27 protein-coding genes are annotated in these 22,013 nt (G+C 41.2%); 7 read left to right on the top strand and 20 right to left on the bottom strand.

Features of this window, described 5'->3' with window-relative positions:
- Positions 1–71: 71 nt before the first annotated feature.
- The 12 genes from ACQY73_RS00425 to ACQY73_RS00370 all read right to left on the bottom strand — a co-directional run bounded on the left by ACQY73_RS00425 (position 72) and on the right by ACQY73_RS00370 (position 6,564).
- Positions 72–1,091, bottom strand: coding sequence for a 2-hydroxyacid dehydrogenase (locus tag ACQY73_RS00425; protein WP_428659896.1), 1,020 nt, complete (start codon positions 1,089–1,091; stop codon positions 72–74).
- A gap of 16 nt (positions 1,092–1,107) precedes the next feature.
- Positions 1,108–1,455 (bottom strand): hypothetical protein, encoded by a 348-nt coding sequence (locus ACQY73_RS00420; RefSeq protein WP_428659893.1) that lies wholly within the window; start codon positions 1,453–1,455, stop codon positions 1,108–1,110.
- A gap of 40 nt (positions 1,456–1,495) precedes the next feature.
- Positions 1,496–1,786, bottom strand: a complete 291-nt coding sequence (locus ACQY73_RS00415; protein WP_428659891.1) for a hypothetical protein — start codon at positions 1,784–1,786, stop codon at positions 1,496–1,498.
- 45 nt (positions 1,787–1,831) lie between these two features.
- Positions 1,832–2,302: a universal stress protein gene (locus ACQY73_RS00410; RefSeq protein ID WP_428659888.1), complete on the bottom strand. Its 471-nt coding sequence runs from the start codon at positions 2,300–2,302 to the stop codon at positions 1,832–1,834.
- Between the two features lie 13 nt (positions 2,303–2,315).
- Positions 2,316–2,528 (bottom strand): SHOCT domain-containing protein, encoded by a 213-nt coding sequence (locus ACQY73_RS00405; protein ID WP_428659885.1) that lies wholly within the window; start codon positions 2,526–2,528, stop codon positions 2,316–2,318.
- 6 nt (positions 2,529–2,534) lie between these two features.
- Entirely contained in the window at positions 2,535–3,008 is a 474-nt protein-coding gene (locus ACQY73_RS00400; protein WP_428659882.1) for a Dps family protein, read from the bottom strand.
- Positions 3,009–3,075: 67 nt separating this feature from the next.
- Positions 3,076–3,747, bottom strand: coding sequence for a BON domain-containing protein (locus ACQY73_RS00395; protein ID WP_428659879.1), 672 nt, complete (start codon positions 3,745–3,747; stop codon positions 3,076–3,078).
- 195 nt (positions 3,748–3,942) lie between these two features.
- Positions 3,943–4,191: a YtxH domain-containing protein gene (locus ACQY73_RS00390; protein WP_428659876.1), complete on the bottom strand. Its 249-nt coding sequence runs from the start codon at positions 4,189–4,191 to the stop codon at positions 3,943–3,945.
- A 248-nt stretch (positions 4,192–4,439) separates the two neighbouring features.
- Positions 4,440–4,793, bottom strand: coding sequence for a hypothetical protein (locus tag ACQY73_RS00385; RefSeq protein WP_428659873.1), 354 nt, complete (start codon positions 4,791–4,793; stop codon positions 4,440–4,442).
- Positions 4,794–4,816: 23 nt separating this feature from the next.
- Positions 4,817–5,155 (bottom strand): cupin domain-containing protein, encoded by a 339-nt coding sequence (locus ACQY73_RS00380; protein ID WP_428659870.1) that lies wholly within the window; start codon positions 5,153–5,155, stop codon positions 4,817–4,819.
- Positions 5,156–5,276: 121 nt separating this feature from the next.
- A complete protein-coding gene (locus ACQY73_RS00375; protein ID WP_428659867.1) occupies positions 5,277–5,837 on the bottom strand; it encodes a helix-turn-helix domain-containing protein in 561 nt (186 codons plus the stop codon).
- A gap of 520 nt (positions 5,838–6,357) precedes the next feature.
- On the bottom strand, positions 6,358–6,564 hold the full coding sequence (locus ACQY73_RS00370) for a protease inhibitor Kazal-type (protein WP_428659864.1): 207 nt from the start codon (positions 6,562–6,564) through the stop codon (positions 6,358–6,360).
- Positions 6,565–6,797: 233 nt separating this feature from the next.
- Here ACQY73_RS00370 and ACQY73_RS00365 point away from each other — a divergent pair, with 233 nt between their 5' ends.
- Positions 6,798–6,974 carry a hypothetical protein gene (locus ACQY73_RS00365; RefSeq protein ID WP_428659861.1) on the top strand — a complete coding sequence of 59 codons (177 nt, stop codon included), beginning with the start codon at positions 6,798–6,800 and terminating at the stop codon, positions 6,972–6,974.
- A gap of 53 nt (positions 6,975–7,027) precedes the next feature.
- Positions 7,028–7,207: a hypothetical protein gene (locus ACQY73_RS00360; RefSeq protein ID WP_428659858.1), complete on the top strand. Its 180-nt coding sequence runs from the start codon at positions 7,028–7,030 to the stop codon at positions 7,205–7,207.
- 341 nt (positions 7,208–7,548) lie between these two features.
- Here the strand turns inward: ACQY73_RS00360 and ACQY73_RS00355 are convergent, their stop codons facing one another.
- The gene (locus tag ACQY73_RS00355; protein ID WP_428659856.1) at positions 7,549–8,748 is read right to left on the bottom strand and encodes a hypothetical protein; all 1,200 of its coding nucleotides are present in this window, start codon (positions 8,746–8,748) and stop codon (positions 7,549–7,551) included.
- A gap of 451 nt (positions 8,749–9,199) precedes the next feature.
- On the opposite strand from ACQY73_RS00355, the gene ACQY73_RS00350 reads away from it, so the two are divergent.
- The 4 genes from ACQY73_RS00350 (at position 9,200) to ACQY73_RS00335 (ending at position 11,887) form a co-directional block, all read left to right on the top strand.
- Positions 9,200–10,072 (top strand): aldo/keto reductase, encoded by an 873-nt coding sequence (locus ACQY73_RS00350; protein WP_428659853.1) that lies wholly within the window; start codon positions 9,200–9,202, stop codon positions 10,070–10,072.
- Between the two features lie 563 nt (positions 10,073–10,635).
- Entirely contained in the window at positions 10,636–10,923 is a 288-nt protein-coding gene (locus ACQY73_RS00345) for a sigma factor (RefSeq protein WP_428668593.1), read from the top strand.
- A complete protein-coding gene (locus tag ACQY73_RS00340) occupies positions 10,920–11,408 on the top strand; it encodes a response regulator (RefSeq protein WP_428659850.1) in 489 nt (162 codons plus the stop codon). The genes ACQY73_RS00345 and ACQY73_RS00340 overlap by 4 nt, the downstream gene beginning before the upstream one ends.
- A gap of 122 nt (positions 11,409–11,530) precedes the next feature.
- Entirely contained in the window at positions 11,531–11,887 is a 357-nt protein-coding gene (locus ACQY73_RS00335) for a hypothetical protein (protein WP_428659848.1), read from the top strand.
- 128 nt (positions 11,888–12,015) lie between these two features.
- Here ACQY73_RS00335 and ACQY73_RS00330 read toward each other — a convergent pair whose 3' ends face one another.
- The 6 genes from ACQY73_RS00330 to ACQY73_RS00305 all read right to left on the bottom strand — a co-directional run bounded on the left by ACQY73_RS00330 (position 12,016) and on the right by ACQY73_RS00305 (position 20,208).
- Positions 12,016–12,639 (bottom strand): hypothetical protein, encoded by a 624-nt coding sequence (locus ACQY73_RS00330; RefSeq protein WP_428659846.1) that lies wholly within the window; start codon positions 12,637–12,639, stop codon positions 12,016–12,018.
- A 144-nt stretch (positions 12,640–12,783) separates the two neighbouring features.
- Positions 12,784–13,221, bottom strand: coding sequence for an N-acetyltransferase family protein (locus ACQY73_RS00325; RefSeq protein ID WP_428659844.1), 438 nt, complete (start codon positions 13,219–13,221; stop codon positions 12,784–12,786).
- A gap of 93 nt (positions 13,222–13,314) precedes the next feature.
- Entirely contained in the window at positions 13,315–15,426 is a 2,112-nt protein-coding gene (locus ACQY73_RS00320) for a peptidylprolyl isomerase (RefSeq protein WP_428659842.1), read from the bottom strand.
- A gap of 154 nt (positions 15,427–15,580) precedes the next feature.
- A complete protein-coding gene (locus ACQY73_RS00315; protein ID WP_428659839.1) occupies positions 15,581–18,094 on the bottom strand; it encodes a sialate O-acetylesterase in 2,514 nt (837 codons plus the stop codon).
- A gap of 241 nt (positions 18,095–18,335) precedes the next feature.
- Entirely contained in the window at positions 18,336–19,112 is a 777-nt protein-coding gene (locus ACQY73_RS00310; protein ID WP_428659837.1) for a pentapeptide repeat-containing protein, read from the bottom strand.
- 82 nt (positions 19,113–19,194) lie between these two features.
- A complete protein-coding gene (locus ACQY73_RS00305; RefSeq protein WP_428659835.1) occupies positions 19,195–20,208 on the bottom strand; it encodes a cyanophycinase in 1,014 nt (337 codons plus the stop codon).
- Between the two features lie 149 nt (positions 20,209–20,357).
- Here ACQY73_RS00305 and ACQY73_RS00300 point away from each other — a divergent pair, with 149 nt between their 5' ends.
- Positions 20,358–21,332: a DNA/RNA non-specific endonuclease gene (locus ACQY73_RS00300; RefSeq protein WP_428659832.1), complete on the top strand. Its 975-nt coding sequence runs from the start codon at positions 20,358–20,360 to the stop codon at positions 21,330–21,332.
- Positions 21,333–21,343: 11 nt separating this feature from the next.
- On the opposite strand, the gene ACQY73_RS00295 is transcribed toward ACQY73_RS00300, so the two are convergent.
- The gene (locus tag ACQY73_RS00295; RefSeq protein WP_428659830.1) at positions 21,344–21,766 is read right to left on the bottom strand and encodes a secondary thiamine-phosphate synthase enzyme YjbQ; all 423 of its coding nucleotides are present in this window, start codon (positions 21,764–21,766) and stop codon (positions 21,344–21,346) included.
- Positions 21,767–22,013: the final 247 nt, after the last annotated feature.

The raw sequence follows: 22,013 nt of genomic DNA, 5'->3' as shown, positions 1-22,013 counted from the left end.
CGCAACCAGTTGTATACCTCAGCAGACAAGCCAAGGTTTTCGGGTACAGGATTGGCGGCCGTCAATTATCGTTATTTTATTTTTTCAATCGTTACTTCGTTTTCCAACGGCAATCCGTCTTCAAAATCCGAAATGTTTTTTATCGTCGTTATCGCAATCTGATCCAATGCTTCTTTCGTAAAAAATCCTTGGTGAGGGGTAATGAGCACGTTATGAAAAGACATCAATCGCTCTATGACATCATCCTGAATGATGCTTTCGGATAAATCGTTAAAGAACAAATTTTCTTCCTGCTCGTACACGTCAATCCCCAAATACCCTAATTCGCCGTTTTTCAGGGAATCAATGGCGTCTGCGGTCTTGATCAGCGCACCTCTGCCGGTATTAATGAGCATTGCGCCTTTTTTCATTTGAGAAAATGCTGCGCTGTCGAAAAGATAGTGAGTGTCAGGTGTTAGCGGGCAATGAAGTGAAATAATATCAGCGGCACACAGGACCTCATCAAAAGCCCTGTATTCAACGCCTTTTTCTTTCAACGCCGATGATTCTTTAATATCATACGCAATGACGTTACAGCCAAAACCCAGCATTATTTGACAGAAAGCGGTGCCTATATTTCCGGTACCGATGACGCCCACCGTTTTTCCATAGAGGTTAAACCCCATCAGGTTTTCTACCGAAAAATTACCTTCCCTTACTCTGTTGTACGCTTTGTGGGTTTTTCGATTCAAGGTCAGAATCAGTGCGACGGCGTGCTCTGCCACTGCCTGCGGCGAGTACGCCGGCACCCTCACTACTTTTATGTGGTGCTCTGCGGCGGCTTTGATATCAACATTATTAAAACCTGCACTTCGTAAAACAATGAGTTTAACGGCTTGCGGTTGAGTTGCCGCGTTTGATAATTTTTCAATGGCTTTGGCATCAATTTTATCACTTACGAAGACACAAACGGCTTCAAATCCTGCGGCCAAATTTGTGGTGTCTGCATTTAAGGAAGCGTCAAAATAAATCAGTTGGTGCCTGTTGTTGATGTTAAATCTATCAAGGTATTCGCGTTCATACGGTTTTGTACTGAATATGGCTACTTTCATTTACTTTCATGAGCTCTCACTCCGTTTTATCATCTTCCAAATCAGCAGGATCGTCGTCGCCTAAACTGTTATACTTGTTCTCTTCATCTTCGCTTCCAACGCTTTCCCGGTCATCATCCAATGCTGAGCCCGGCACATCTGAATTGCCTCCCGTTGGGTTTTCCCTGAACTCTTTTTCGTTATCCACGCCTGCATTTTCATTCGACATTTTTAGCTGCATACTATCTTCCGGATCGCCTTCGCCTTCTTTTTTATACTGCCGGTAAATATCCTCATCGAAGGGATATAACGGATACCCCGGAAGATTCTCATTGCTGCCGGTCTCTTCGACTTGAGGCAGCATCTTGCTAAGTCTTTTTCTCATTTGGATTAGTGGATTTAAAAAGTTAGGCTGAGTCGATAGTCTAATCCCATTGGCCCTTCACCCAATATTGGCCCCGTCGATTGGTTTCCCAATGTCCTTGCTTAAAAGACCGGCCTCGTTTTGGCATCACCCAAGAGCCGTTCCGCTGATCATAAGCACGCGATTGACGATTCCAGACCCAGTCTCCATCTCTCCAAACGTGATTGTCACTCGGGCGTTGGGGTCTGTCATAGTTCATGGGAGAAGGTTGATTTCTAACATACGCCGGGGCACAAGCACCAACAAATGAGGCAATTCCGATCAGTACGATTAACAAAATGAATTTTTTCATAACGCTGAATAGTGAATTTTGGCTGATAGGCAGTTATTTATTTTATCAGTCCTTATTTTTAGTAGGAATGATATAGAGAGGGATCAATGTATGATGCAAAACATTCTCGGTTACACTTCCCAGCACGATGGCTTCTAACCATTTTTGACTGTGAGAACCTAACACAATGACGTCTATATTTAATTCTTTGGCTGTTTCCAAAATTGAATCGGCCACGTCACCTTCTTTTACTATCGTTTGAATGCTATCATCTCCCAAGTGCCGTTTTGATTGATTCAGAAAATCCTGCGTTGATTTCTTAAGTTCAACAATAAAGTCGGGCTGTAAAAAATCAGTAGCTAAATAACCACCGAATCCCATGACCGAGGAATAGGATGTTGTAGAATAATAGGTTGAGTCAACCATAACATGTATCAATATAACTTCGGCGCCCATTGCTTTTGCTAATGAATACCCTGCTTCTGCCACTTTTTGAGCTGTTGGATTATAATCCAACGCAATCAATATTTTTTTCATACTGAAAAAATTTTTAATCTGCCTGTAAATATTTCTTCTTCTCATTATACTCCTCTGCCGATATTTGACCTAAAACAAATCGGCGCTGCAGGAGTTTAAGCGGAGAATCTTTTTTCTTTCGTTGACCGGGAATATCGTATGGAATGGCAAATATCCAAAAAAGAAGAATTACCCAAGCGATCCACCAAATCAGGTTCATTCCCCAATAATAATTAGCATAAAACATAAATTCTTATTTTAGATGTGTGCGTAAAATCCAAGCCATTTTTTCATGCTCTTCTATTATTCCCGTAATAAAATCGCTTGTACCTACATCTTTATAGGTATCCGCAAAAGGGGTAATATTTTCTCTCAAAAAAATAATAATACTATCGTGATCTATCAACAATTCTTTTATAAAACCTTTACTGTCATTTTGTTCATAACTTGTTTCCGACAAGTGAGTTGTATTCAAAAATATTTTCAAAGAAGCGGGTGCATAATGGCCTAACGAACGAATACGTTCAGCTACACGATCAATTATTACATCTAACTCCCGAAACTGCACTTCAAAAAATGCATGCTTTTCAGAAAAATCCAAGCCTTCTACATTCCAGTGTGCATTACGGGTTTTGGTATAAAGCACATACTCATCCGCTAAAAGTTTAGCTAATACATTGACAACTTCCTGCCTATTGGCATTTAGTATACCTATTGAAGATTCCATGATAAGCCGAGGGTTATTTTTTATTGAACTATGTTATTAAAAATGAGAGGTTTCCCTCTCATTTTTTTTACGCCACTAATTTATAATCATATTCGATTGTCAGCTTATTTTCCACATCCGATACTCCCGGAGCATTCCAAGCTATTCTTTCGACTTCGTCTTTCTGATACCAGGAATTAACGGTACCGGTCAGTATTACTCTATTCCCGGAAACCGTGACATAAATATCCTTATCATTAATAGACCAGTTGCGTGCGAGTGCGCTTACAATATCGTTTTTTTCGATCTCATCGTTCGTTTCCGCCTTAATTTTGATGGAGTTGGTTACACCTTTTACGCCCAAAAGATTGCTTACTGCTTTTTTAGCCGCATCTTTTTGGTAGTTCCAGTGGAGTTCACCTTCTAACGTTACCCAGCCATCTTCAACTTTTACCTTGACTTTTTCCTGAGGAATTTCCCAATTCCAATTGAATGCATTGATAACTTCATTGGCAATTTCACTATCATTCTTACTCCAAGTGCTGCTGAATTGAATTTTAATATTTTCAACGACTGCTTTAACACCAACTACATTTTTTGCCGCACTTTCCGCTTCTGATTTTTTAGCATAACTGTCAACAATTCCCGTAAGGATTACAATGCCATCTTTGGCAGTAACGCCAATTTCAGCGGCATTCAATAATGGCTCCCATTTGATTGCTTCCTGAACATCTTTTTGCAAATCTTCATTAGTTTTCATTGTACTTTATTTTTTATTGCAAATGGATTTTTACAATGGATCAAAGGTAGATTCATTTATCGAATCGGAGCTTACATAATCATACGATATAGTTATATAGTTCACATGTTTTTACAAAATCGACCCTGCAGGTCTTTATCTGTGTACAGCTCACGTTACATTACTATACAATTAATTTTATAATTATTACTCGATTTATTTCACCTTACCCTCTTTTTTTTCAGAAATCGAGTCTTCATTTCCAAGTACTTTTTTGTCGATTTTTTCAGCATTAACGCTTAAAAAATCGGCAAACGTATCCTTTATAACATCCAGATAATCATCCCCTATATTTATTATTTTTTTTCTTGTTTTAGAGCCCTTATGAGGGGCAAAAGCAATACCTATTAAAGCGCCTGCAACAACACCCGCAACAACACTTAATACTATTTTTCCTGATTTCATTATTGATTTTTTTTGTTGTTTAAATACTGTTTATTAAGTAATTTATGCCACTCAGATTTATTTTTATTTTTCATTAGATTCGCATAGATACATATCCAATATTGTTCAGTCTTTTACTTACGCGCACTAAACACCTCTGTCTGCGGGTTTTATTTGAAAGGAATAAGAAATTTCCGGTGTATCCGTTTGTTTTCACTCTGCCGTGTACAATTAAAAGCTTCAATCACTTTACCGTTTTGAATACACACCTATGCAAGCACATGTGTGTATCCTTCATAATCTGTCGCAACGTCAGAACACACAAAGTTCTCGCCATCGTGCAGGGTGATAATATCCTGCGACGTTATACGTATTCCGTTTTGCATAATCACTGATTCTACGGCCGTAAATATCTTTTGGGAAAGTTCAAATCGCTGCAAATCCTCCTGCTGCTTGTCTTTATCCCCCCCCGCTGCGCCGGAGTCGGCATTACTCATTTTTTTACTGTTGACCTCAATGATCAGCTGCTGAGCGGTAGGTTCAACCTCAAAGTGGTAATAAAACCTGATTCCGGTCAGCAGCGGATTCGTATCCCAATCCCATCTTACAAATTTTAACAGCATAGTATTTTTTGTTTCAATTGGCTTTAATCATAACCGCTTTTGATGATCGTCGAGATCATCTTAAACCGCACATTAGCCTTTATGATGTTGCGGGAATGGGCGGGAATAATAATGGAGTGTCCCGTGTCGAGAAAACTGGATTTACCATCAATAATAATTTCCGCTTTGCCATCAATGACCTGAATGAAGGTGTCAAAAGGGGAAATCTTTTCCGTCAACGCCTCGCCTGAATCGAAGGAAACGACCGTTACATTGCCCGTTGTTTTTTTAATGATCGTTTTGATCAATACTGAATTGGGAACATATTCAATAATTTCGACAATGATGAATTGTTGTGCCTTTTCAAGGTCTGAATCTTCCAAGGAAGTGGGAGTTTAAAATGTTTTCGATGAAATGGGTTTCGTTCTATTTACCGATGCCTCAAAAAGGTGAAGCTATTCCGCCAATAAAGTGTTACATATACAAAACGGCAGAAGGTATCTCTCACATGTTTTCCAGATTTTCCCTGCGCTTTTGTTTTAATTTTCGGTAGAATGATGGAGAAAGTCCCGTGACTTTTTTGAATTGATTGGATAAATGCGACACGCTGCTGTAGTGGAGTTTATCCGCAATTTCGGTCAGGTTGAGTTCATCGTACAGCAATAATTCTTTCACCCGTTCAATTTTATGAATGATGATAAATTGTTGGATAGTAATGCCTTTGACTTCAGAAAACAGGTTGGCCAGGTACGTGTAATCATGGCCTAATTTTTCGCTGATATACTCAGAATAGTTTGTTTTAGGTAATTCATCTGCATAGTGAATCATTTCAATGACCACTTTTTTTATCTTTTCAATCAGAATGTTTCGTTTATTATCGAGCAACTCCAAGCCCGAGACAAACAGTTGTTCTTTGAGGGTTTGACGCTGTTTGGGGGTAATGTCATGCAACAATACAACGGTTCCAAGTTCAAGCGATGAATAGGCTAATCCAAGTTTTTTCAGCGTCGCTTCTACCACCATTTTACAGCGCAGGCTGACCATATACTTAATGTAAATTTCCATGGTGATTTCTTGTTACCTACTCTCCAATTCAGCTGTCGGTCATTCAGCAACGGAATGACCGACAGCTGAGCATATCAATTGAAAAGGCTTTTCTGCCTTCTCAATTGATAAAAGAATTGATCTATCAATTCCCCTGGCAGTTAATCGAGCAGACAAACAGCTTAAAATTGATTGGGTTAACTACTGCTGCCGAGTGTAAAATGAAGCAGGGTAAAATGAGTTATTTCATTTCACCAAAGGTGAGGTTATTCAACGAGGAAATTGTTATAGATTTAGCCAATATACTTGTATATATCACACGTTTGATGGCTCTCAACCGGCCGGCAAGCCAAGTCTTGGATGCCTGTATATTCCTGAAACAGTTTGACACTAATTGTCTAAAGTTGTGATTGATACAGTTAGTTTAGTTCTATCAATTAATTATCTAAGTACCTGTTCAAAATTAGTTTAAATTATTGGCGGGTTGTTTGACGGCTGGCCGCTGCCGTCAAACAAAATAATGCAAACTAATTCTTATGGCTTACTTACACTTTCCCTGTTTATAATGCTTAATCCCCCGAGCATCCGCTTCGCATGAATTGCCATAGGTCTTTCCATTACAACCGCAAACCGGGTCATAATTAGTGAAGCAGCCGTGAGTACGCCGGTCATTTTCTTTACATCCACTGCGTATTATATCACAACCTAAAAAGGCAACCAATAACAAAAATAACAATAGAAGGCGCATCGTATTTTAGTTAAATAGAACTGCTTGTATGGAAAATGTCCTGATTTCTTATAACGATCCAAGCATTGGTTGAGTATTTTTACCGCATCAATACCCACTCTCTTTGACCTCAAACTATTTCGGTGTTCTCAAAATTCCTCAATTATGGTCAACACATCATTAGGTATGGCTTTTTCTCAGTATTAGTCAAAGTAAATTAGTATTCACACTATTATTGAAAGGAGAACCAAGTCATGATTTACAATCCAAATGAAGACTACGACGACGCATCTTCCGGTGAAATCGATGATGCAGAGACCGGACAAAGCGACTACACCGATGAGCTTTTGGGAGATGATGTGACCGACGAGGAGGCGAAAGCAAATACACCGAATCAGTATAAGGCTACCGTAGATTCAGACAATGATTAACTGCTAAGTTATTTGTCCATAGACGTTATTTAAATTGAAAGGAGAAACCAGCGATGAATTATGATCCAAGTGAAGATGACGATGATACGCCCAACGGTGAGACTACTCAAACCGATGACTCAGCGGCAACACAAGGTGATGAGACCAAATCTGCCAACAATGATAGTGGAGCAAAAGAGCCGGGCCAGGATGTTCAATACGAAAATGACACCATTAGGGAAAGTGTCCGCTAAGTATTACTGAAAGTAATGAAGTAACTATTCACACTGCTATTTTAGAAAGGAGGATCAAGCCATGATAATCGAAGACCAAAACACAACCGGTGCGGATGATTTAAACGATGATACAGACATTGCCACAACAGAAAGTAAGGACACGACCGATCAGTAAGCGAATTAGATGATGTCGAAGAAGTAAGTACTGCTAAAGACTATAATGACGTTACAGTCCGGAATTTGGTAGGAGGTCAGGCTCAGGTCACCATCGTTGGAGACCTTTTTGTCATTGCCTGAATCGGGAAATTCCTTTTCTCTTCAACCTTTAAATTACTGCTTTTAGTAGGTCGGCTTTAACATTAAATGTTTGCAAAAGTATTTAATAAATAGCCGGTTATCTCTCTTATTGGTTTTGCATAAATAGGAGCCATCCATTCAAAATCACCCTTAAAATAGTAAGTCGGATATAAAAAAGAAGTAAAAAATGCCACCATCACGGTATTTTTCAGAAAAGCAGAGGTTTCGGTTCTATGCATTAATTTTAAAGTAATAAATAAGAGAGGAAAAATTAAAGCTAAACTCTTTGTAGTATCAAGAATACTGAATGATACTATAAGTGCACCTAAAAATGTGACCAATGCCAGTAAAAACCACTTAAAGTCAGCAGTATGACGATTTTGGTATACGTATACCAAAAAAAAGAGGATAAAGAGCCAATAGCCCTCAAAAGGCAACGCTATTCCCAACGGTATAAATTTAAATTGCTCGTATAAGCACCAAAAATAATCTGCCCCTGTATTGCGTTGGTGCAAGGCATAGGATGCTAATCCTTTGATATAATGAGAAGATAAATAATATCTGCTCCCTAAATAGGAAAGAATACTCATCATATATATCAATGAAAAACGATTGAATTTATGAGGAATATATAACTTCCACCATAAGAATAAAATAGGTGAAAAAAGAAGGGATCGTTCGTCGGACCAAAAATTCAGAAATAGACTTAAAAACAATATCCGGGTATCTCGAGTAGCCATCGTTATTAAAGTAAAAAAATACGCAAACGGTATAAGCCAGGAAGAAAGATCCCAAAAAAAGTCTTTGCCTAAAAATAAAAAGCTAAAGCCTAAACAAAAATAACTTGATATAACTTTGTTGCCCGTAATTTCATAAGCCAGCTTAAGGGCTAAATAAAAGAAAATACCCCCCATGAGATGCTCGGCCAGCGTTAAAAACCCAATTACGCGTAGTTTGTGAGTTGTATGAAACATCTTTGCCAGCAATATTGGCGTTAGGCGATATTGTTTATTGAACTCATTGGTTCCTAATCTTTGCTTATTTTCTCCAAACGGATCTTTTACTTTTTGATGAATAAAATCCCAGGAATAATCGTGGTTTTTTTCACTAAAAAAATAATGGTAATTGGGAAATGAAAAGATCAGAATTAAAAAGCACGAAAATGCCGCAACCCTTACTTTCCAAAATTTACCGACAGCCAAAAATGAAGAAATAAAATTATCACTCTGAACAAGCAATGATGATAAAGCTTTTTGAATCATTGTTTTAATAGTGTGGATATAGCAAAATTTGGCAACAATTAATTACCAAATACCTGAATTAGTTCAAGCAATTACAATTTCAAACTCAAATATAACATTGAGTTTTATAATTTATGCTGATTTCAATCACAAAATTTATAAAATAATGCCTGCCGCCCTACTCTTTAAATATCACTAAATAATCAAAGGAAATAAAAGTAGAGTAAATTTTTGTTTAGATTTTCAAAGCAGTTCAATAATGAATTTTATGTTGAATTACAGTCTGTTCTTACAGGTAATGCAATGATCTGCCTAAATTTGTGGTCACAAGCAAAACATACGTATATTTACGAGTCAGGCTGCCGGATCTACCCTCTGACCCTTTCTGTCTATTTTATATTAAAGCAAGGAATATTTATATTAAAGCAAGGAATACATTTTAAAATCAACGTTTCTCGGATTTCAGGAAAACATGAATAAGACATCATTTTCTAAGATTATTGCCGGTACCATGACATGGGGAGTTTGGGGTAAAGATTGCAACACCAAGCAGATGATTGAATTAATGAACTGTTGTTTGGAAAATAACATCACCACCTTTGACCATGCGGATATTTATGGAGACTATACAACAGAAACAGCTTTTGGAATCGCTTTCCGCGAAAGTAAAATCGACAGAAACAACATACAACTGATTTCAAAATGCGGCATTCAAATGCCATCAGAAATCAGAAAAAATACGGTAAAACATTATGATTATTCTACGTCTTACATCATCCGGTCTGTTGAACAATCATTGAAAAACTTACAAACCGATTACTTAGATTTGCTTTTGTTGCATCGGCCCAGTCCATTAATGAAAGCAGATGAAATTGCCGAAGCAATTGGAAAACTTAAAGAAGATGGGAAAATTATCGATTTTGGCGTTTCCAATTTTACGCCGGCACAAATGAACCTAATTGAAACGGGAACCAAAATTCATTACAACCAAATTAAGTTTTCAATCACCGATTTTGAAGCAATGCTCAATGGAACGCTAGACCATATGCAAACCCATAAAATCATCCCCATGTGCTGGTCTCCATTGGGAACTGTTTTTAAAAAGGATGACGAACGGTCTCATCGTATAAAAAAGATGGCGGCTCATTTTTCATTAAAATACACTGTTTCCGTGGATGTCATCCTTCTTGCGTGGATTTTAAAACATCCCTCAGCCATTCTGCCCGTTTGTGGTACGGCAGACCCAGCCAGAATCGCCAACTTAATGAAAGCAGCGACGGTAGAGATGGAATTGCAGGATTGGTTTGCTCTTTGGTCGGAAAGTTCCGGTGTTCCGGTTCCATAAGTCACTCGGGGTAATTCTTTACCCAATCCAAAAAAGGAAACTTACCTTTACATACAATTTTGCACTTCCGACAGCAAATGATATATCGTACATCTTGATTTCTTTGCCGACATGGATTCCCTGCGGTACATCTTTTACCGCTTTCGGCAGTTAAGCCCCTTTAGTCGTTATCAGAATGAAAACGGCCTTTCTTACAACCATATGGAGCAACTTAAAGAAGTGTCTCCAAATTAAATCGGGGTTCATCGGCACACCTTCTAAAAACAGTTTCAAACCATATTAACAGGCTGCCAATAAACCGTTTCCATATATAAACCCTCCTGACAATGTGGGATATATACAAGAAAATACTAAAATTATATAATAATTTACCCATGAAACGGTATCACCTTTGAGGCGTGATATATAAATTATTCTGCGTTGATTTTCAGCCGGTGTTGTAAGTAACTGAGTGAATCCCCGGTTACTTTTTTTAGGGGTTGCCCCTTTTATAGGATCGTTATTCGCCGGCGCTGTATGAGACGTTAATACAATTAGTCAAAAAAGAAGAAGTGGCGTAGAACCTGTTACAGGATATTTTTGTGAAGGTATGGAAACGTACAGGGCAGTATGATACCGGAAAGGGACGGCTTTTTACATGGCTACTCAACATTACCCGTAACACAGGCCGCGATTATTTACACCCACAGCACCATGACTATGAATTGCCGTTTCTACTATTCTGTTTCACAGAGACGGTACCTTGCTTTTTGAAAAATGTACGAATTTTTTTAATCAACCTAGAATACGTGGTTGGCCGTTGCAACACGAGCAAACCCTCTCATTACTTCTTTATCTACCCCCCCTTATGACTAATTCATCACTCCATGTGCTGCTGGCCGATGACGACGAGGATGATCGTGTTTTTTTTCAGGAAGCATTGCAGGAATTACCCGCTTGCATCCGACTCACCACCGTCAAGGATGGCAATGAACTCATGCAATGGCTGGTGCAGCAAAAGCCAAGTCTTCCGGACCTTCTTTTTTTGGATCTGAACATGCCGCGAAAAAATGGCCATGAGTGTTTAAGGGAAATCAAACAGGATCCTGAGCTGCAATCATTGCCCGTCATTATTTTATCGACCGCAGTAAATGAGCAGGAAATGGCGGAACTATACGCAATCGGGGCATGGCATTATATTCAAAAGCCTGATACGTGCGGCCACCTGAGCAAAATCGTTCAGCAGGTGTTTCAGCTCTCGCAGGAGAAAAATCTAAAACAGCCACCAAAAGATGATTTTATTCTATTCTGCCATCCCTATGTAAATCATCGCTATGAGTACCGGGGTACGATATAACTCCGGCTCACCAAACAGCCCCGGAATTACCCTGTGAGCCGGAGATAAGCGACAGAATCACAAACCGGACAATCAATCTCAAAAGTATATTCTTAATTCCAATCATACCTTACGCTATCCAAATGCAGAACCGCTCAACTCACTCGGAAGACTTAAACAGAAAAAAAAATGAATTGGCAAAACTTTTAGGCCACCACTCCGAAGAATTCGCAAGAATTGCCCACTCAAACAATGATTTTGTAGCCAATTACTTACTTGGATTTTTAGGCGAAGGCGACCTGAGACTCTTACAGGAAAACGAGTATCTCCAAGATTTGGCGAACGGATTAGTAGCGCTTAAATGGCAATTTATCCATGGTATCAATCATGAAATTTCTTACGCTAAGTTACATACTACTCTGCCAACGACACAATTGGAATTCAATGCTGTTTTGAATGAATTGCTGTTACTGACAAAAACAGGCGACTCAAACAATTAAGACAGAATACAGGTGGCAGAGGTTTCTCCGTCTCAATAAACAGGAATTTTGTGAAACAAAATTGTGGGTAAAATTATGGATGCCTGTCCGGGATTATTAAGAAGCACAGGCAATTATCGTTGCCGAGATTATCTTAGCAGGACGTCCGTGATTTTAATTCGGAACAGCCCGTCAGCAAATCGGGCCGTTTCCGGCATGCCGTTCTGAATGCGTGCATACACTCCCATGTCTTCATTGAACGTAATGGAAAAACGCCCTTCTATCGTACCCGAAACCCTGTCATACTTTGTTACTCTGATCCAACCGGGTTTTAGTCCTTTATAGATATAGCGTTTGTTCAAACCGCCTGCATTGCCGATGTAGGAAAGGGCAGCATACTCATGTTTCAGTTTGCGGCGTTTGTTCAGCTTGGCAATAGTGGTACGGCCCTTTTTCAAGGGGATATTGTAAATAACCAGTGACTGGGTTCTGGTACATTCAGGATCCAGACAACCATTATTTGTGTTGGGATTAGGTCCATCACCCATGCCGGCATAATCAATATCGGTGAAGATTACCAGATTAAACTGTCGGACATCTTCGAGTTGTTGTTGGTTTGGTTCTTTGATCCGCAAAACCTTGCCGGTGCCATACCAAGCCGTATCATTCAGCATACCGATGACATTGTATTTGCTGTTTGCCGGCAGAGAAGGCTGCCTGACACAGGCTGCACAGGCTAAAAACAAGATTGCATAATAGCAGAGAATTCTCATAAAGTTTACATTTAAAAGAAACCCCTAATATAGAACTAAATCATTAGTTTTATATTGCTTTATGAAATTGCCCTGCGAAACGTCTATTCGTCTCACCAACAATTTGAACCTAATCTTATAGATGAAATGCTTAAAAAATACAGCCTATTTGCCTGTTTTTAATTGCAATAACACGTATTCTTCTCCTTCATTTATTCCTCTGCCAATCTCTTGCCAGCCATTTTTGGCATAAAAGTGTAACGCCCGGTCATTTTTAGATTCACACTTTAATTGATAAGGAAAAGAAATATAAACAGACAAGCTGTCAATTAAACGTTTCCCTATTCTCCGCCCTTGGTAACCGGATTTAATATAAAGATGATGAATAAACCTATCCGGCTCCCACACTGAAATAAATCCGACGATCTTTTGTTCGTCATCTTCTGCCAAAAGAATCAGCTCTCCGCTTGTCTGTTCATAGAAATCTTCCTCCCGGAAGGAATTAATATCTTTCCACGTAAAAACCTGACGACGAACTTCGAGAAAAACAGCGGCAAGCTCCGGAAAGTCTATGGCCTGCGCTTTTCGAATCTGAATAAACATAGGCTAAATCCTAAAAAAAAAGCCCCGCTGTATGGCGAGGCTTTATGTTACGTAGAGACGCCCTATATTGCGTCTCTACAAAATAGCATTATTCTAGAAGAATTTCGCGCGATTATCTACAACCTTGGCATTTTCACGAACGGCTTCGTTTACTAAGAAACTTGCCTGAAAACTTTTCGATTGCAAATTAGCTTTGTACATCGAATAGTCACCGATGGCCGGTGCAGGTGTACTGGAAACCTGTTCCATGATAAACACACCGTTCTCACCCGTGAATACTTTCGATTTTTTGCCCGGTTTCAAGCCGAACCCTCTTCCTAACGCAATCGGGTCAAGACCTGCGCTTGTTAAGAAACCGGTCGCCAATGAAATATCGTTGGCATTTTCAACCAACGCACCGGCACCGTATTTTTGAGCAATGGCCTCCAACGTTGGGGCTTGAATACTGCTCAATTTTTTAGTGATCTGCTCTGCTTTGAGTTGATTGCGAACTTTCAAGGTCAATTCATCTCTGAAATCATTGATGGTTGGGCTGTCTTTGTCTGACTTGCCGGTTAGGATAGCCACCACGTATTGATCGTCCGTTTCAAAAACAGGTGAAGCCTGATTTTCTTTGGTATCATCGTTAAATGCCCAACGCACAATTTCGCGGGCATTTTGCATGGTATTAATGTTGGTAGCTGACTCAGGAATACGATTCGCCGTTTGTACGATCAACCCTTTATCTTTTTTCACCGACTCATCAAACTCCGCTTTTGATTTTGACTCAATGGAGAATTGATCCGCTTTTGCGTAGATCGCATCACGCGTGGCCTGACTTGGCGTCATGGTTTTGCCGATGGCTGAGATCTTGTACAACACGTTGGTTTTAGCTTCCGTTACTTTGATAATGTGGAACCCAAACTCCGACTCGACCAAACGTCCGATCAAACCTGTTCCGCTCATCGCAAATACGGCATCATTAAATGGCTTTACCATACCCCCCTGACGGAAGTAACCCAAATCACCGCCACGTTGTGCCGATGCCGGGTCTTGGCTATTGGCTGCTGCCAACTGTTCAAAATTTGCACCACCCTGTAGTTGTTTCAACAGATCAGCCGCTTTTGTACGGGCAGCCACTTTTGCGGAATCACCTGTACCCTGTGTACGAATCAAAATATGGCTCGCTTTCACAGTATAGGCAGTATCTAATTTTGTACCTCCGTATTTATAGATAAAATAAGTATTTCCTTCGCGGTACGGGCCATTGACGCTCCCCGGAATGAAAGTCTTCACAGCACCTTTCAATTGGTCAGTCATTTCAGAAAGCGACCAGTATAATTTTGTAGGTACGTCTGAATTGATACGGGCATACGTTGAATCGTTGGGGGCAGTAGCCAAACCACGCGCTAACTCCTTGATTCTGTTATATAGCTCCGTACTGTCATCTTTTGTAGGAACAACAGGGAACGATACGTACTGAATGGTACGTGAGTCGAAGCCTTTGTATTCATCCTTATGTTTGGCAAGATAATCTTCCAATTGAGTATCGGTCACTTTAACGGTGGTATCAACCACAGAATAGAAAGGCACAAATAAATACTTAAGCGTGGCTTTTGCAGTTTGAGCCTGGTATTCTTTTTCGGCTTCGGCACGCGTTACGTACGTTCCTACGCGAAACAGGTTTTCGTATTTTTGACGAACACGGTCCTGCGCCAAACTCTTTTCGAAATTTTGCCATGCCACCTGTTGAGCAGGAGGTAAATTCTTAAGGTTCTTCAAATAGCTGATCACCGATGTTTTGTCAAATACGCCGGTTTGAGGATTTGTAAACGACTGCTGAATGGCAGGGCTTACGTTGTTTCCCTGAACCATATCAACCAGCTCATCATTGCTGACCTTTAAGCCCAATTCATCATACTCTGTTTTGTACGCATAATCAACGATGTATTGATTCCATACCTGCTCACGCAATGATTGTTGTTCCGCTTCGGAAGCAGGACGACCGCTTTGGGCTTCAAATGCCTGACGAGCCTGATCTAATTTGAGTTGAAAATCTTTATAATCGATTGTTTCCCCTGCAATCTCCCCCACAGTTTGGCTATTCCCTCCAAACATGCTCCGAGCTCCTAAAAGGTCACCTCCAACAATAAAGAGGATTAAACTAACGGCAATGACCAATACTGCTACCCCTGATCGTTCCCTGATTTTGTTGATTAACGCCATAGTTGCGTGCGCGTTATTTGAGTTAAAAGTTAATTGTTATCGTTAAGTTGTAATTTAGGAAATGGTACTTTCCGAAAATTGACCCGCAAAATAACATCATTTCCCTAAACAATCCAACTGCTGATTCATTCTTTGTCAATATTCATGCCAAGGATCAGGGCAAAAACCAAAGCTTTTTGCTTATCGGAATCCGGTCTTTTCCCTGTACCTTAAGTATATATACTCCTGACGTTAAATGGGGCAAATGAATGGATTTAGGACCGGTAAGTTCCGAAACAGATTCTTCATAGACCATTTTTCCGTCCATGTCTATTAATTGCAATTGAGCGTTTTGAATGTCTTTGGAGGTTTCTAACGTAATGACACCGTCATGGCTTGGGTTTGGGTAAACGCTTAAACCGTTGTTGGCAAAATCATACACAAAACTGTACACAAAGGAAGACAGTGAAGCGCACGTTTTGGTAGCATCCAGATCATAAAAGGCAACCACTGTGTAATTCCCGGATTCGGATGGTTTCAACAGGTTTTGGGTCGTAATTGTTTGTTTGCCTTCATGTTCCCACCGAAAACTGATATTAGGCAGATAATCTCCTTCGGCCGTTAAGGCGAAAGGGCTTGTTTTTGTTATGACCGGACGCAGAGGTACGGGGTTTACTTCAACGATAACTTCCTTGGAAGGAGCGGATTGGCAACCCCAACTGTCAATGACATGAGCGCTGTAATGCCCTGACTTTGTTGCGGTAAAACTTTGAGAAGTGTATGACTCGTTCCAAACTGTGGTCAGAAAAGAGTTAGTTGTTAACGTCACTGAACTTCCTTCACAAAATCGGAGCGCTCCGTTGGACGTAATAGTTGGCGTTGCAGGCAAGGGATGTACGGTAACCGAGAAAGTGGGGGAATAGGCCGAAGCACAATTGTATTGATTAACCGCCCGAACCGCATAATCTCCGGATTGCTTTACAACGATGTTAGCGGCTTTCTGTCCGTTATTCCACTCTAAAGTAGTGGTGGTTGATAAAATACTTCCTTCATTTACTTCCAGCGTTACAGATTGGTCTGCGCAAAAGGTCAATGGCCCTTTAGGCGTCACCGACGGTATCGAAGGGACGGGATTTACGGTTGCATTTACCGTGCCTGAAAAATCTGACCAGCAACCTTTGTCGTCTTTGATCTGAACGGCATATTTAGCATTATCACTAACCACTATGTTTTGAGAAGTTGCTCCGTTGCTCCAACGGTAGCCTGCCGCCGTTGGGGTTACCAACTCTACACTTTGTCCCGAGCAGAACACCAAATTTCCTCTTGCCTGAATGGAAGGAACAGCGGGCTTGGGCAACGCGCCTCGGGTATTATCTCCTACGCTGACGGAACTTGAATACATAAAATGCCCGAAAGAATCCTTCACTTTAACGCGATAAACGCCATTACCGGCCAAAATTTCTTTATTGTTTTCGCCCGTATTCCAGTTTACTTCGGCATAGTTTCCTTCTGCAATGAGCTTTACCCGACTGTCATCAGTACAACCTACTTTAATCGTGGGCAGCGTCATAGGCGCTATCGGATTTGATTGACCGAAAAAGTAGGAATTAAGACTTTGGTTCCACTGCTGCGCCAACGTCGTCAACGCACTTCCCTGAATATGTACTCCATCGGGCCGTGGGATTTGAATATTGTCGGTCGATGGACCTTCAAAAACATTGGAAGTAGTATTGATCACGGTTGTTTGCGCGTTGGTAACCGTTTTGGAAGTATACGTATTATACGAAACCTTCGAAACCACCCAACTCAGGTTTTGGCCGGCATCATTGCGACTTTGACCGATCACCTGCTGAAGATTGGATACTATTTCCTGTTCTGACAGGCTGAATTGAGTGTCTGATTCGCCCTGGTGCCACAACACCGCCCGCACTCCGGTAAGCGAGGTAAACTGCCGCAAAACCAGTTTTAACTGTGAATAAGGAAGTTGATTGGTATAATATCCACCGGTATAAGGATTTGCTGCGTATCCTGTGGTGCTTTCCCTCCACGATCTGCTGGTGGTGCCCTCCAAGGCTACATTATAAAATAATACAGGGACATTAAAACGATTGACCAACATATCCCCTAACATCCCCCACGACCAGGCGGAATACCCGTAAGGAGCAATATAGCTGTCGGCATTTAAGTGCGAGAAGGTCGGTTCGGGCAATTCGTTCGGGTCAAAAGAAGCATTGAGATAATTGAAACAATTCACTCGGTCGTCGGCGGCAGAAGGTGCGCCGTAATTTTGTAATCCACGAGCATTTGATTGACCGGCTACCAAAAATACTTCTCCAATTCCTATTCTATCCACTTCGGTGCTGTCGGTTGCTTTTCCGTTACGGATCACTCTTACTTTCAATTTATACCAGCCCCCGGCCCCCGCGATTGTGCCGGAAAATACCCCGCCAATGGGTGATTTTTCCACCACTTGCCAGTTGGTTGCCGTTCCCTGTCCGGAAACAAAAGGAACCAAAGCCGCTTCAATTTGATCGGGAATTCCCTGTTGATACGAACCGCTGACTACGAATGTCGCCGTATTATTATTGGATCGTTGGAATACAAGACGTGAGGTAGGAAAACTGATCCCGACTTGTGAAAATGCGGGAATAATGGCGCAGAAAAGAAAAAAAACAGAAATCAGTTGCAAACGTACTCTACTGTTTTTCAAATTATTGTAAACACTTAACATCCTACGTTCCGTAGTTATTTTTAGGGTAAAAGCCTCAAATTTAAGAAATTGGCTTGGGAGTACAAGCTACCGATAAGTAAATACTGCAAAAAACCCCACTGTGTTGCAGCAGGGCACCTAAGTTTTTAAACCATAAAACGACGAAAGCCTTCTTTGCAGAAGGCTTTCGTCTGTTCCTGATAGGATAGGCTTGCGAAAATTATCGGGAAGAAACGTACCGTTTTCCGTTGGAATATTTAAAATCAACGCCGTCGTCAAAATCGGTTTTATCGAAAGAAGCGCCGTCATGGAAATCAGCGTATTTGAAATCAGCATGGCGCTGAAAACGGCTGCCGGTAAAGTCTACTCTTTCGTCAAATTCGGCGTATTTAAAATCGGCACTGTCATGAAAACGTACATCTTTAAAATCCGCCTTATGTGCAAAGTCAGCATATTTGAAATTGGCGTAATCGTCGAAACGAATATTGGCTAAAAACGCATCCTGACGGAATTTGGCGTATTTGAAATTGGCTTGTTCGGCAAATTTACTGCCTGCAAAATTGGCCACTTTGGAGAACGTTGAATACTTGAATTCACTGCCATTTTCAAACGTACAATTTTCAAAAATGGCATTTTCGCGAAAATCGGCCGAGTAGGTCACCCCGCCATTGTTGATCTCAATATTAAAAACTTTGGTTTTGCTTCCGTTCTCCTGAAGGTTTTTGTACGCGATCACATCGCCTTTAAATGTACAATTACGAAATACCACGGGCACTTCCACGGTTGTTTTGATTTCTTCCCATCCCCCCTTTTCATGCTTTACTTTTCGATTGGAAAGTTCTGTAAAATCCAGATCGCCCGTTACTACGACGCCGTCATATTGCACGGATTGGTTTTTGTCGATGGCTTGAAAAATATCTCGGGCTGAGACCTGTTTTTGAGCGTAAATAGCAGTGGTTGAGAGCGCTGCAAGCATTAGTGAGTTTAAAAGTTTCATTGCTGTACGGGCTATTTTGAAGTGAATGATCGGTTTTAGAGAACAGATGCAAAAATAAATCGAAAAGTTGCACGGGGTTGCATTAATTTTCAATCAAAACCCCGGCTTCCGCATACCAATACCCCGAGGTACCTGGAGTGACCGGTTTCCAATCGTTGATATCAAACGTTCCGGTGCCTTCCGGGGTGGCGGTGATCTTCACAAATTTTACCGCCCGGTTGTTGCGATTCCAAGTCAATTTTTTTCCTTCTTCGCAGGTTTCGGGGTTTTTAGAATCTGCCACCAAAAAGTAAGCTGCCTGACTTCCAAATACACGGGCAATGCCTTTTTCATCAATGCAAACCGACGTTTTTTCGTCCACGCCGATGCCTTTTGCTTTCATTTTCCAATCGGTTTTCATCCGTGCCAAAAACGCCAAATGTCGCCCATGACGGCTTCGATTGCTGTAATGGGTATCGGTAATGATATTTTTCAAAATGGGTATGTCAATGAATCCGCCGTTGAGTAGGGTCAGTTTGGAATGAAATGGGTTTCCAAGAGCTTCGTCGGAAGTAATGCCGTCATTAAGTGCTGCAAAACTGACCCCTCCCAATACGGCACAGCCTGCACTGGTGCCGCCAACGGGGGCTTTCTTGGTATGGATCAAGTAGTTAATAGCGTCTTCAACGGGTGTATCCTGCCAAAATTTAACGTAATTTCCCTGATCTCCACCCGCAATGAACAGCATTTCGGCCTGTCGAATTCGCTGAGCTACGGCGGGGTTTTGTGCCAATTCCCGCGAATTGATAAGCAATGTTTCGACCGAATTGACGCCACCCAATCCGTAAATAAAGTCATTGTAACCCGTAGCGCCGCTCGCTCTGATAATCACCACATCGCCGCCTTTGGCACGCTCGATCATCCAAAGCAGTGCTTCTTTTACATCGGTGCTTCCGCCACCCAATACATACCCGTTCATGGTTGGTACGTTGACGTCAGCCGTATCGCCCGTAATTCCTATCGAGGCAGGAGTATTGCCCTTCTGAATTGTTTGGGCTTTGCTTGTTTGTATTAAAAACAGTCCTGAAAAAAGAAGTAAAATAGTCCTGAAAGCCATTCGAGATGAAAGTATAGTATATTTATTTATGTGTACGATTATCTTCCGTTACTACGTTCTACGAGGGCAAATGTTGGCTTTTTTTGATAAAATCAAGAAAAATAGGACCTTTGACTACTCAAATTACTTGATTAAAAAACTCTTCGGCTATGAAAACCTTCCGCTCTTCGGTATATGTCTTATCGGTATATCTCCTGATCGTCAGTTGTGCGCGACAAAAAATTGTTTCCACCAACGACAGCGTCCATTTATTATTGGGAAATCCAACCAATGCACAGGCCAGCGAGTCAGTCCCTGATAATTACCTGATCGTCAAACCTCAATATGCGTTATCGTATAATCGTTCCAAAGGGCACGCCAACTGGGTTGCGTGGGAATTGTCAAAACAATGGTTAGGCAGCAGCGACCGTCAGAATGATTTTCGGCCCGATCCTTCATTGCCCGCATCTTGGTACAAAGTTACGCCAAATGATTATACAAATTCAGGATTTGACCGCGGGCATTTGTGCCCTTCTGCCGACCGCACCAATTCGCTCGACAATAATTCCGCAACGTTTGTGATGACCAACATGATTCCGCAGGCGCCCGAACTGAACCGCGAAGCGTGGGCGTATCTGGAAGAATATTGCCGTGAACTGGTCGCACAAAAGCACCGTCTTTTCATTGTTTCGGGAACGTACGGTACCGGCGGTGAAGGCAGCAAAGGAACGTTGAATAAATTGGATAATGCTGTTAATGTTCCGGCAAGGGTTTACAAGGTCATTACGATATTGCCCGAAAATGGAAACATCAACGACATAACCACCGACACGCCGGTCATTGCGGTAGATTTCCCCAATAAAACGAGTCAATTACAAAATGCGGGTTGGTTTCGGTTTATTACCACCACGGCCGATATTGAGAAGAAAACAGGCCTTACGTTTTTTACAAATACGTCAAAATCTATCCAAACAAGTCTTCAGGCTAAACGCTTCGATTACGTCAATTCGTCGTTAAATGTAGATACTAAGTGTCGGGAATACAACGGAAAACAACTCTTTATCGGAAAAAGCGGTGGATGTTATTACATCAATTCCAACGGAAACAAAACCTATGTAGAACGTGAGCTATGTAACTGTCAATAAACAACTTACACTTATTCTCCCCACGCCGTGATCATAATATTTCGGGGGCCGCCTTCGTCGCGGTGCTCGCACAAATAAATTCCCTGCCATATCCCCAAAGCAAGCTGTCCGTTGTGGACAGGAATCAATACTGAACTTCCCAACAAAGCCGCTTTCAAGTGCGCGGGCATGTCGTCGTCGCCTTCGTAATTATGCAAATAACCGGGATCTCTTTCGGGAACGGCTTTGTTAAAAAAGGTTTCAAAATCTTGGCGAACGGTAGGATCGGCGTTTTCATTGATGGTCAGCGACGCCGAGGTATGTTGAATGAACACTTGGCACATTCCTGTTTTAATTTCCCGTAACTGCGGCAATGCCTGTATCACCTCTGAAGTAATCAGATGGAAGCCCCTTTTTCGGGCTTTTAGCCGCAGTTGTTGTTGGATTATTTTCATAAAAAGCCGTTTGAACCGAAAAATGTAGAACCGAAAAACTGAAAAATGTAAAACCGAAAAATGTAAAAGGGCGAGGGCTGTGTCTTCGGTTGCTCACAACCGAAGATGTAAGATGGAAGCCCCTTTCTCGGGCTTTTAGCCGTAGTTATTGTTGGATTATTTTCATGAAAAGCCGTTTGAACCGAAAAATGTAGAACCGAAAAACTGAAAAATGTAAAACCGAAAAATGTAAAAGGGCGAGGGCTGT

This window comes from Runella sp. (assembly GCF_965279615.1).
Classification (GTDB): Bacteria; Bacteroidota; Bacteroidia; order Cytophagales; family Spirosomataceae; genus Runella.
Note: the sequence above shows the minus strand (reverse complement) of the source record. Positions and strands in the feature narration are given on the sequence as shown.

Excerpts from the sequence above, each read along its gene's own strand:
- ACQY73_RS00405 (WP_428659885.1), bottom strand. The coding sequence starts at position 2,528 with ATGTTTTATGCTAATTATTATTGGGGAATGAACCTGATTTGGTGGATC.
- ACQY73_RS00305 (WP_428659835.1), bottom strand. The coding sequence starts at position 20,208 with ATGGCTTTCAGGACTATTTTACTTCTTTTTTCAGGACTGTTTTTAATA.
- ACQY73_RS00400 (WP_428659882.1), bottom strand. The coding sequence starts at position 3,008 with ATGGAATCTTCAATAGGTATACTAAATGCCAATAGGCAGGAAGTTGTC.
- ACQY73_RS00395 (WP_428659879.1), bottom strand. The coding sequence starts at position 3,747 with ATGAAAACTAATGAAGATTTGCAAAAAGATGTTCAGGAAGCAATCAAA.
- ACQY73_RS00415 (WP_428659891.1), bottom strand. The coding sequence starts at position 1,786 with ATGAAAAAATTCATTTTGTTAATCGTACTGATCGGAATTGCCTCATTT.
- ACQY73_RS00320 (WP_428659842.1), bottom strand. The coding sequence starts at position 15,426 with ATGGCGTTAATCAACAAAATCAGGGAACGATCAGGGGTAGCAGTATTG.
- ACQY73_RS00425 (WP_428659896.1), bottom strand. The coding sequence starts at position 1,091 with ATGAAAGTAGCCATATTCAGTACAAAACCGTATGAACGCGAATACCTT.
- ACQY73_RS00335 (WP_428659848.1), top strand. The coding sequence starts at position 11,531 with ATGCAGAACCGCTCAACTCACTCGGAAGACTTAAACAGAAAAAAAAAT.
- ACQY73_RS00325 (WP_428659844.1), bottom strand. The coding sequence starts at position 13,221 with ATGTTTATTCAGATTCGAAAAGCGCAGGCCATAGACTTTCCGGAGCTT.
- ACQY73_RS00385 (WP_428659873.1), bottom strand. The coding sequence starts at position 4,793 with ATGCTGTTAAAATTTGTAAGATGGGATTGGGATACGAATCCGCTGCTG.
- ACQY73_RS00300 (WP_428659832.1), top strand. The coding sequence starts at position 20,358 with ATGAAAACCTTCCGCTCTTCGGTATATGTCTTATCGGTATATCTCCTG.
- ACQY73_RS00365 (WP_428659861.1), top strand. The coding sequence starts at position 6,798 with ATGATTTACAATCCAAATGAAGACTACGACGACGCATCTTCCGGTGAA.
- ACQY73_RS00350 (WP_428659853.1), top strand. The coding sequence starts at position 9,200 with ATGAATAAGACATCATTTTCTAAGATTATTGCCGGTACCATGACATGG.
- ACQY73_RS00340 (WP_428659850.1), top strand. The coding sequence starts at position 10,920 with ATGACTAATTCATCACTCCATGTGCTGCTGGCCGATGACGACGAGGAT.
- ACQY73_RS00410 (WP_428659888.1), bottom strand. The coding sequence starts at position 2,302 with ATGAAAAAAATATTGATTGCGTTGGATTATAATCCAACAGCTCAAAAA.
- ACQY73_RS00390 (WP_428659876.1), bottom strand. The coding sequence starts at position 4,191 with ATGAAATCAGGAAAAATAGTATTAAGTGTTGTTGCGGGTGTTGTTGCA.
- ACQY73_RS00420 (WP_428659893.1), bottom strand. The coding sequence starts at position 1,455 with ATGAGAAAAAGACTTAGCAAGATGCTGCCTCAAGTCGAAGAGACCGGC.
- ACQY73_RS00295 (WP_428659830.1), bottom strand. The coding sequence starts at position 21,766 with ATGAAAATAATCCAACAACAACTGCGGCTAAAAGCCCGAAAAAGGGGC.
- ACQY73_RS00375 (WP_428659867.1), bottom strand. The coding sequence starts at position 5,837 with ATGGAAATTTACATTAAGTATATGGTCAGCCTGCGCTGTAAAATGGTG.
- ACQY73_RS00370 (WP_428659864.1), bottom strand. The coding sequence starts at position 6,564 with ATGCGCCTTCTATTGTTATTTTTGTTATTGGTTGCCTTTTTAGGTTGT.
- ACQY73_RS00355 (WP_428659856.1), bottom strand. The coding sequence starts at position 8,748 with ATGATTCAAAAAGCTTTATCATCATTGCTTGTTCAGAGTGATAATTTT.
- ACQY73_RS00360 (WP_428659858.1), top strand. The coding sequence starts at position 7,028 with ATGAATTATGATCCAAGTGAAGATGACGATGATACGCCCAACGGTGAG.
- ACQY73_RS00310 (WP_428659837.1), bottom strand. The coding sequence starts at position 19,112 with ATGAAACTTTTAAACTCACTAATGCTTGCAGCGCTCTCAACCACTGCT.
- ACQY73_RS00330 (WP_428659846.1), bottom strand. The coding sequence starts at position 12,639 with ATGAGAATTCTCTGCTATTATGCAATCTTGTTTTTAGCCTGTGCAGCC.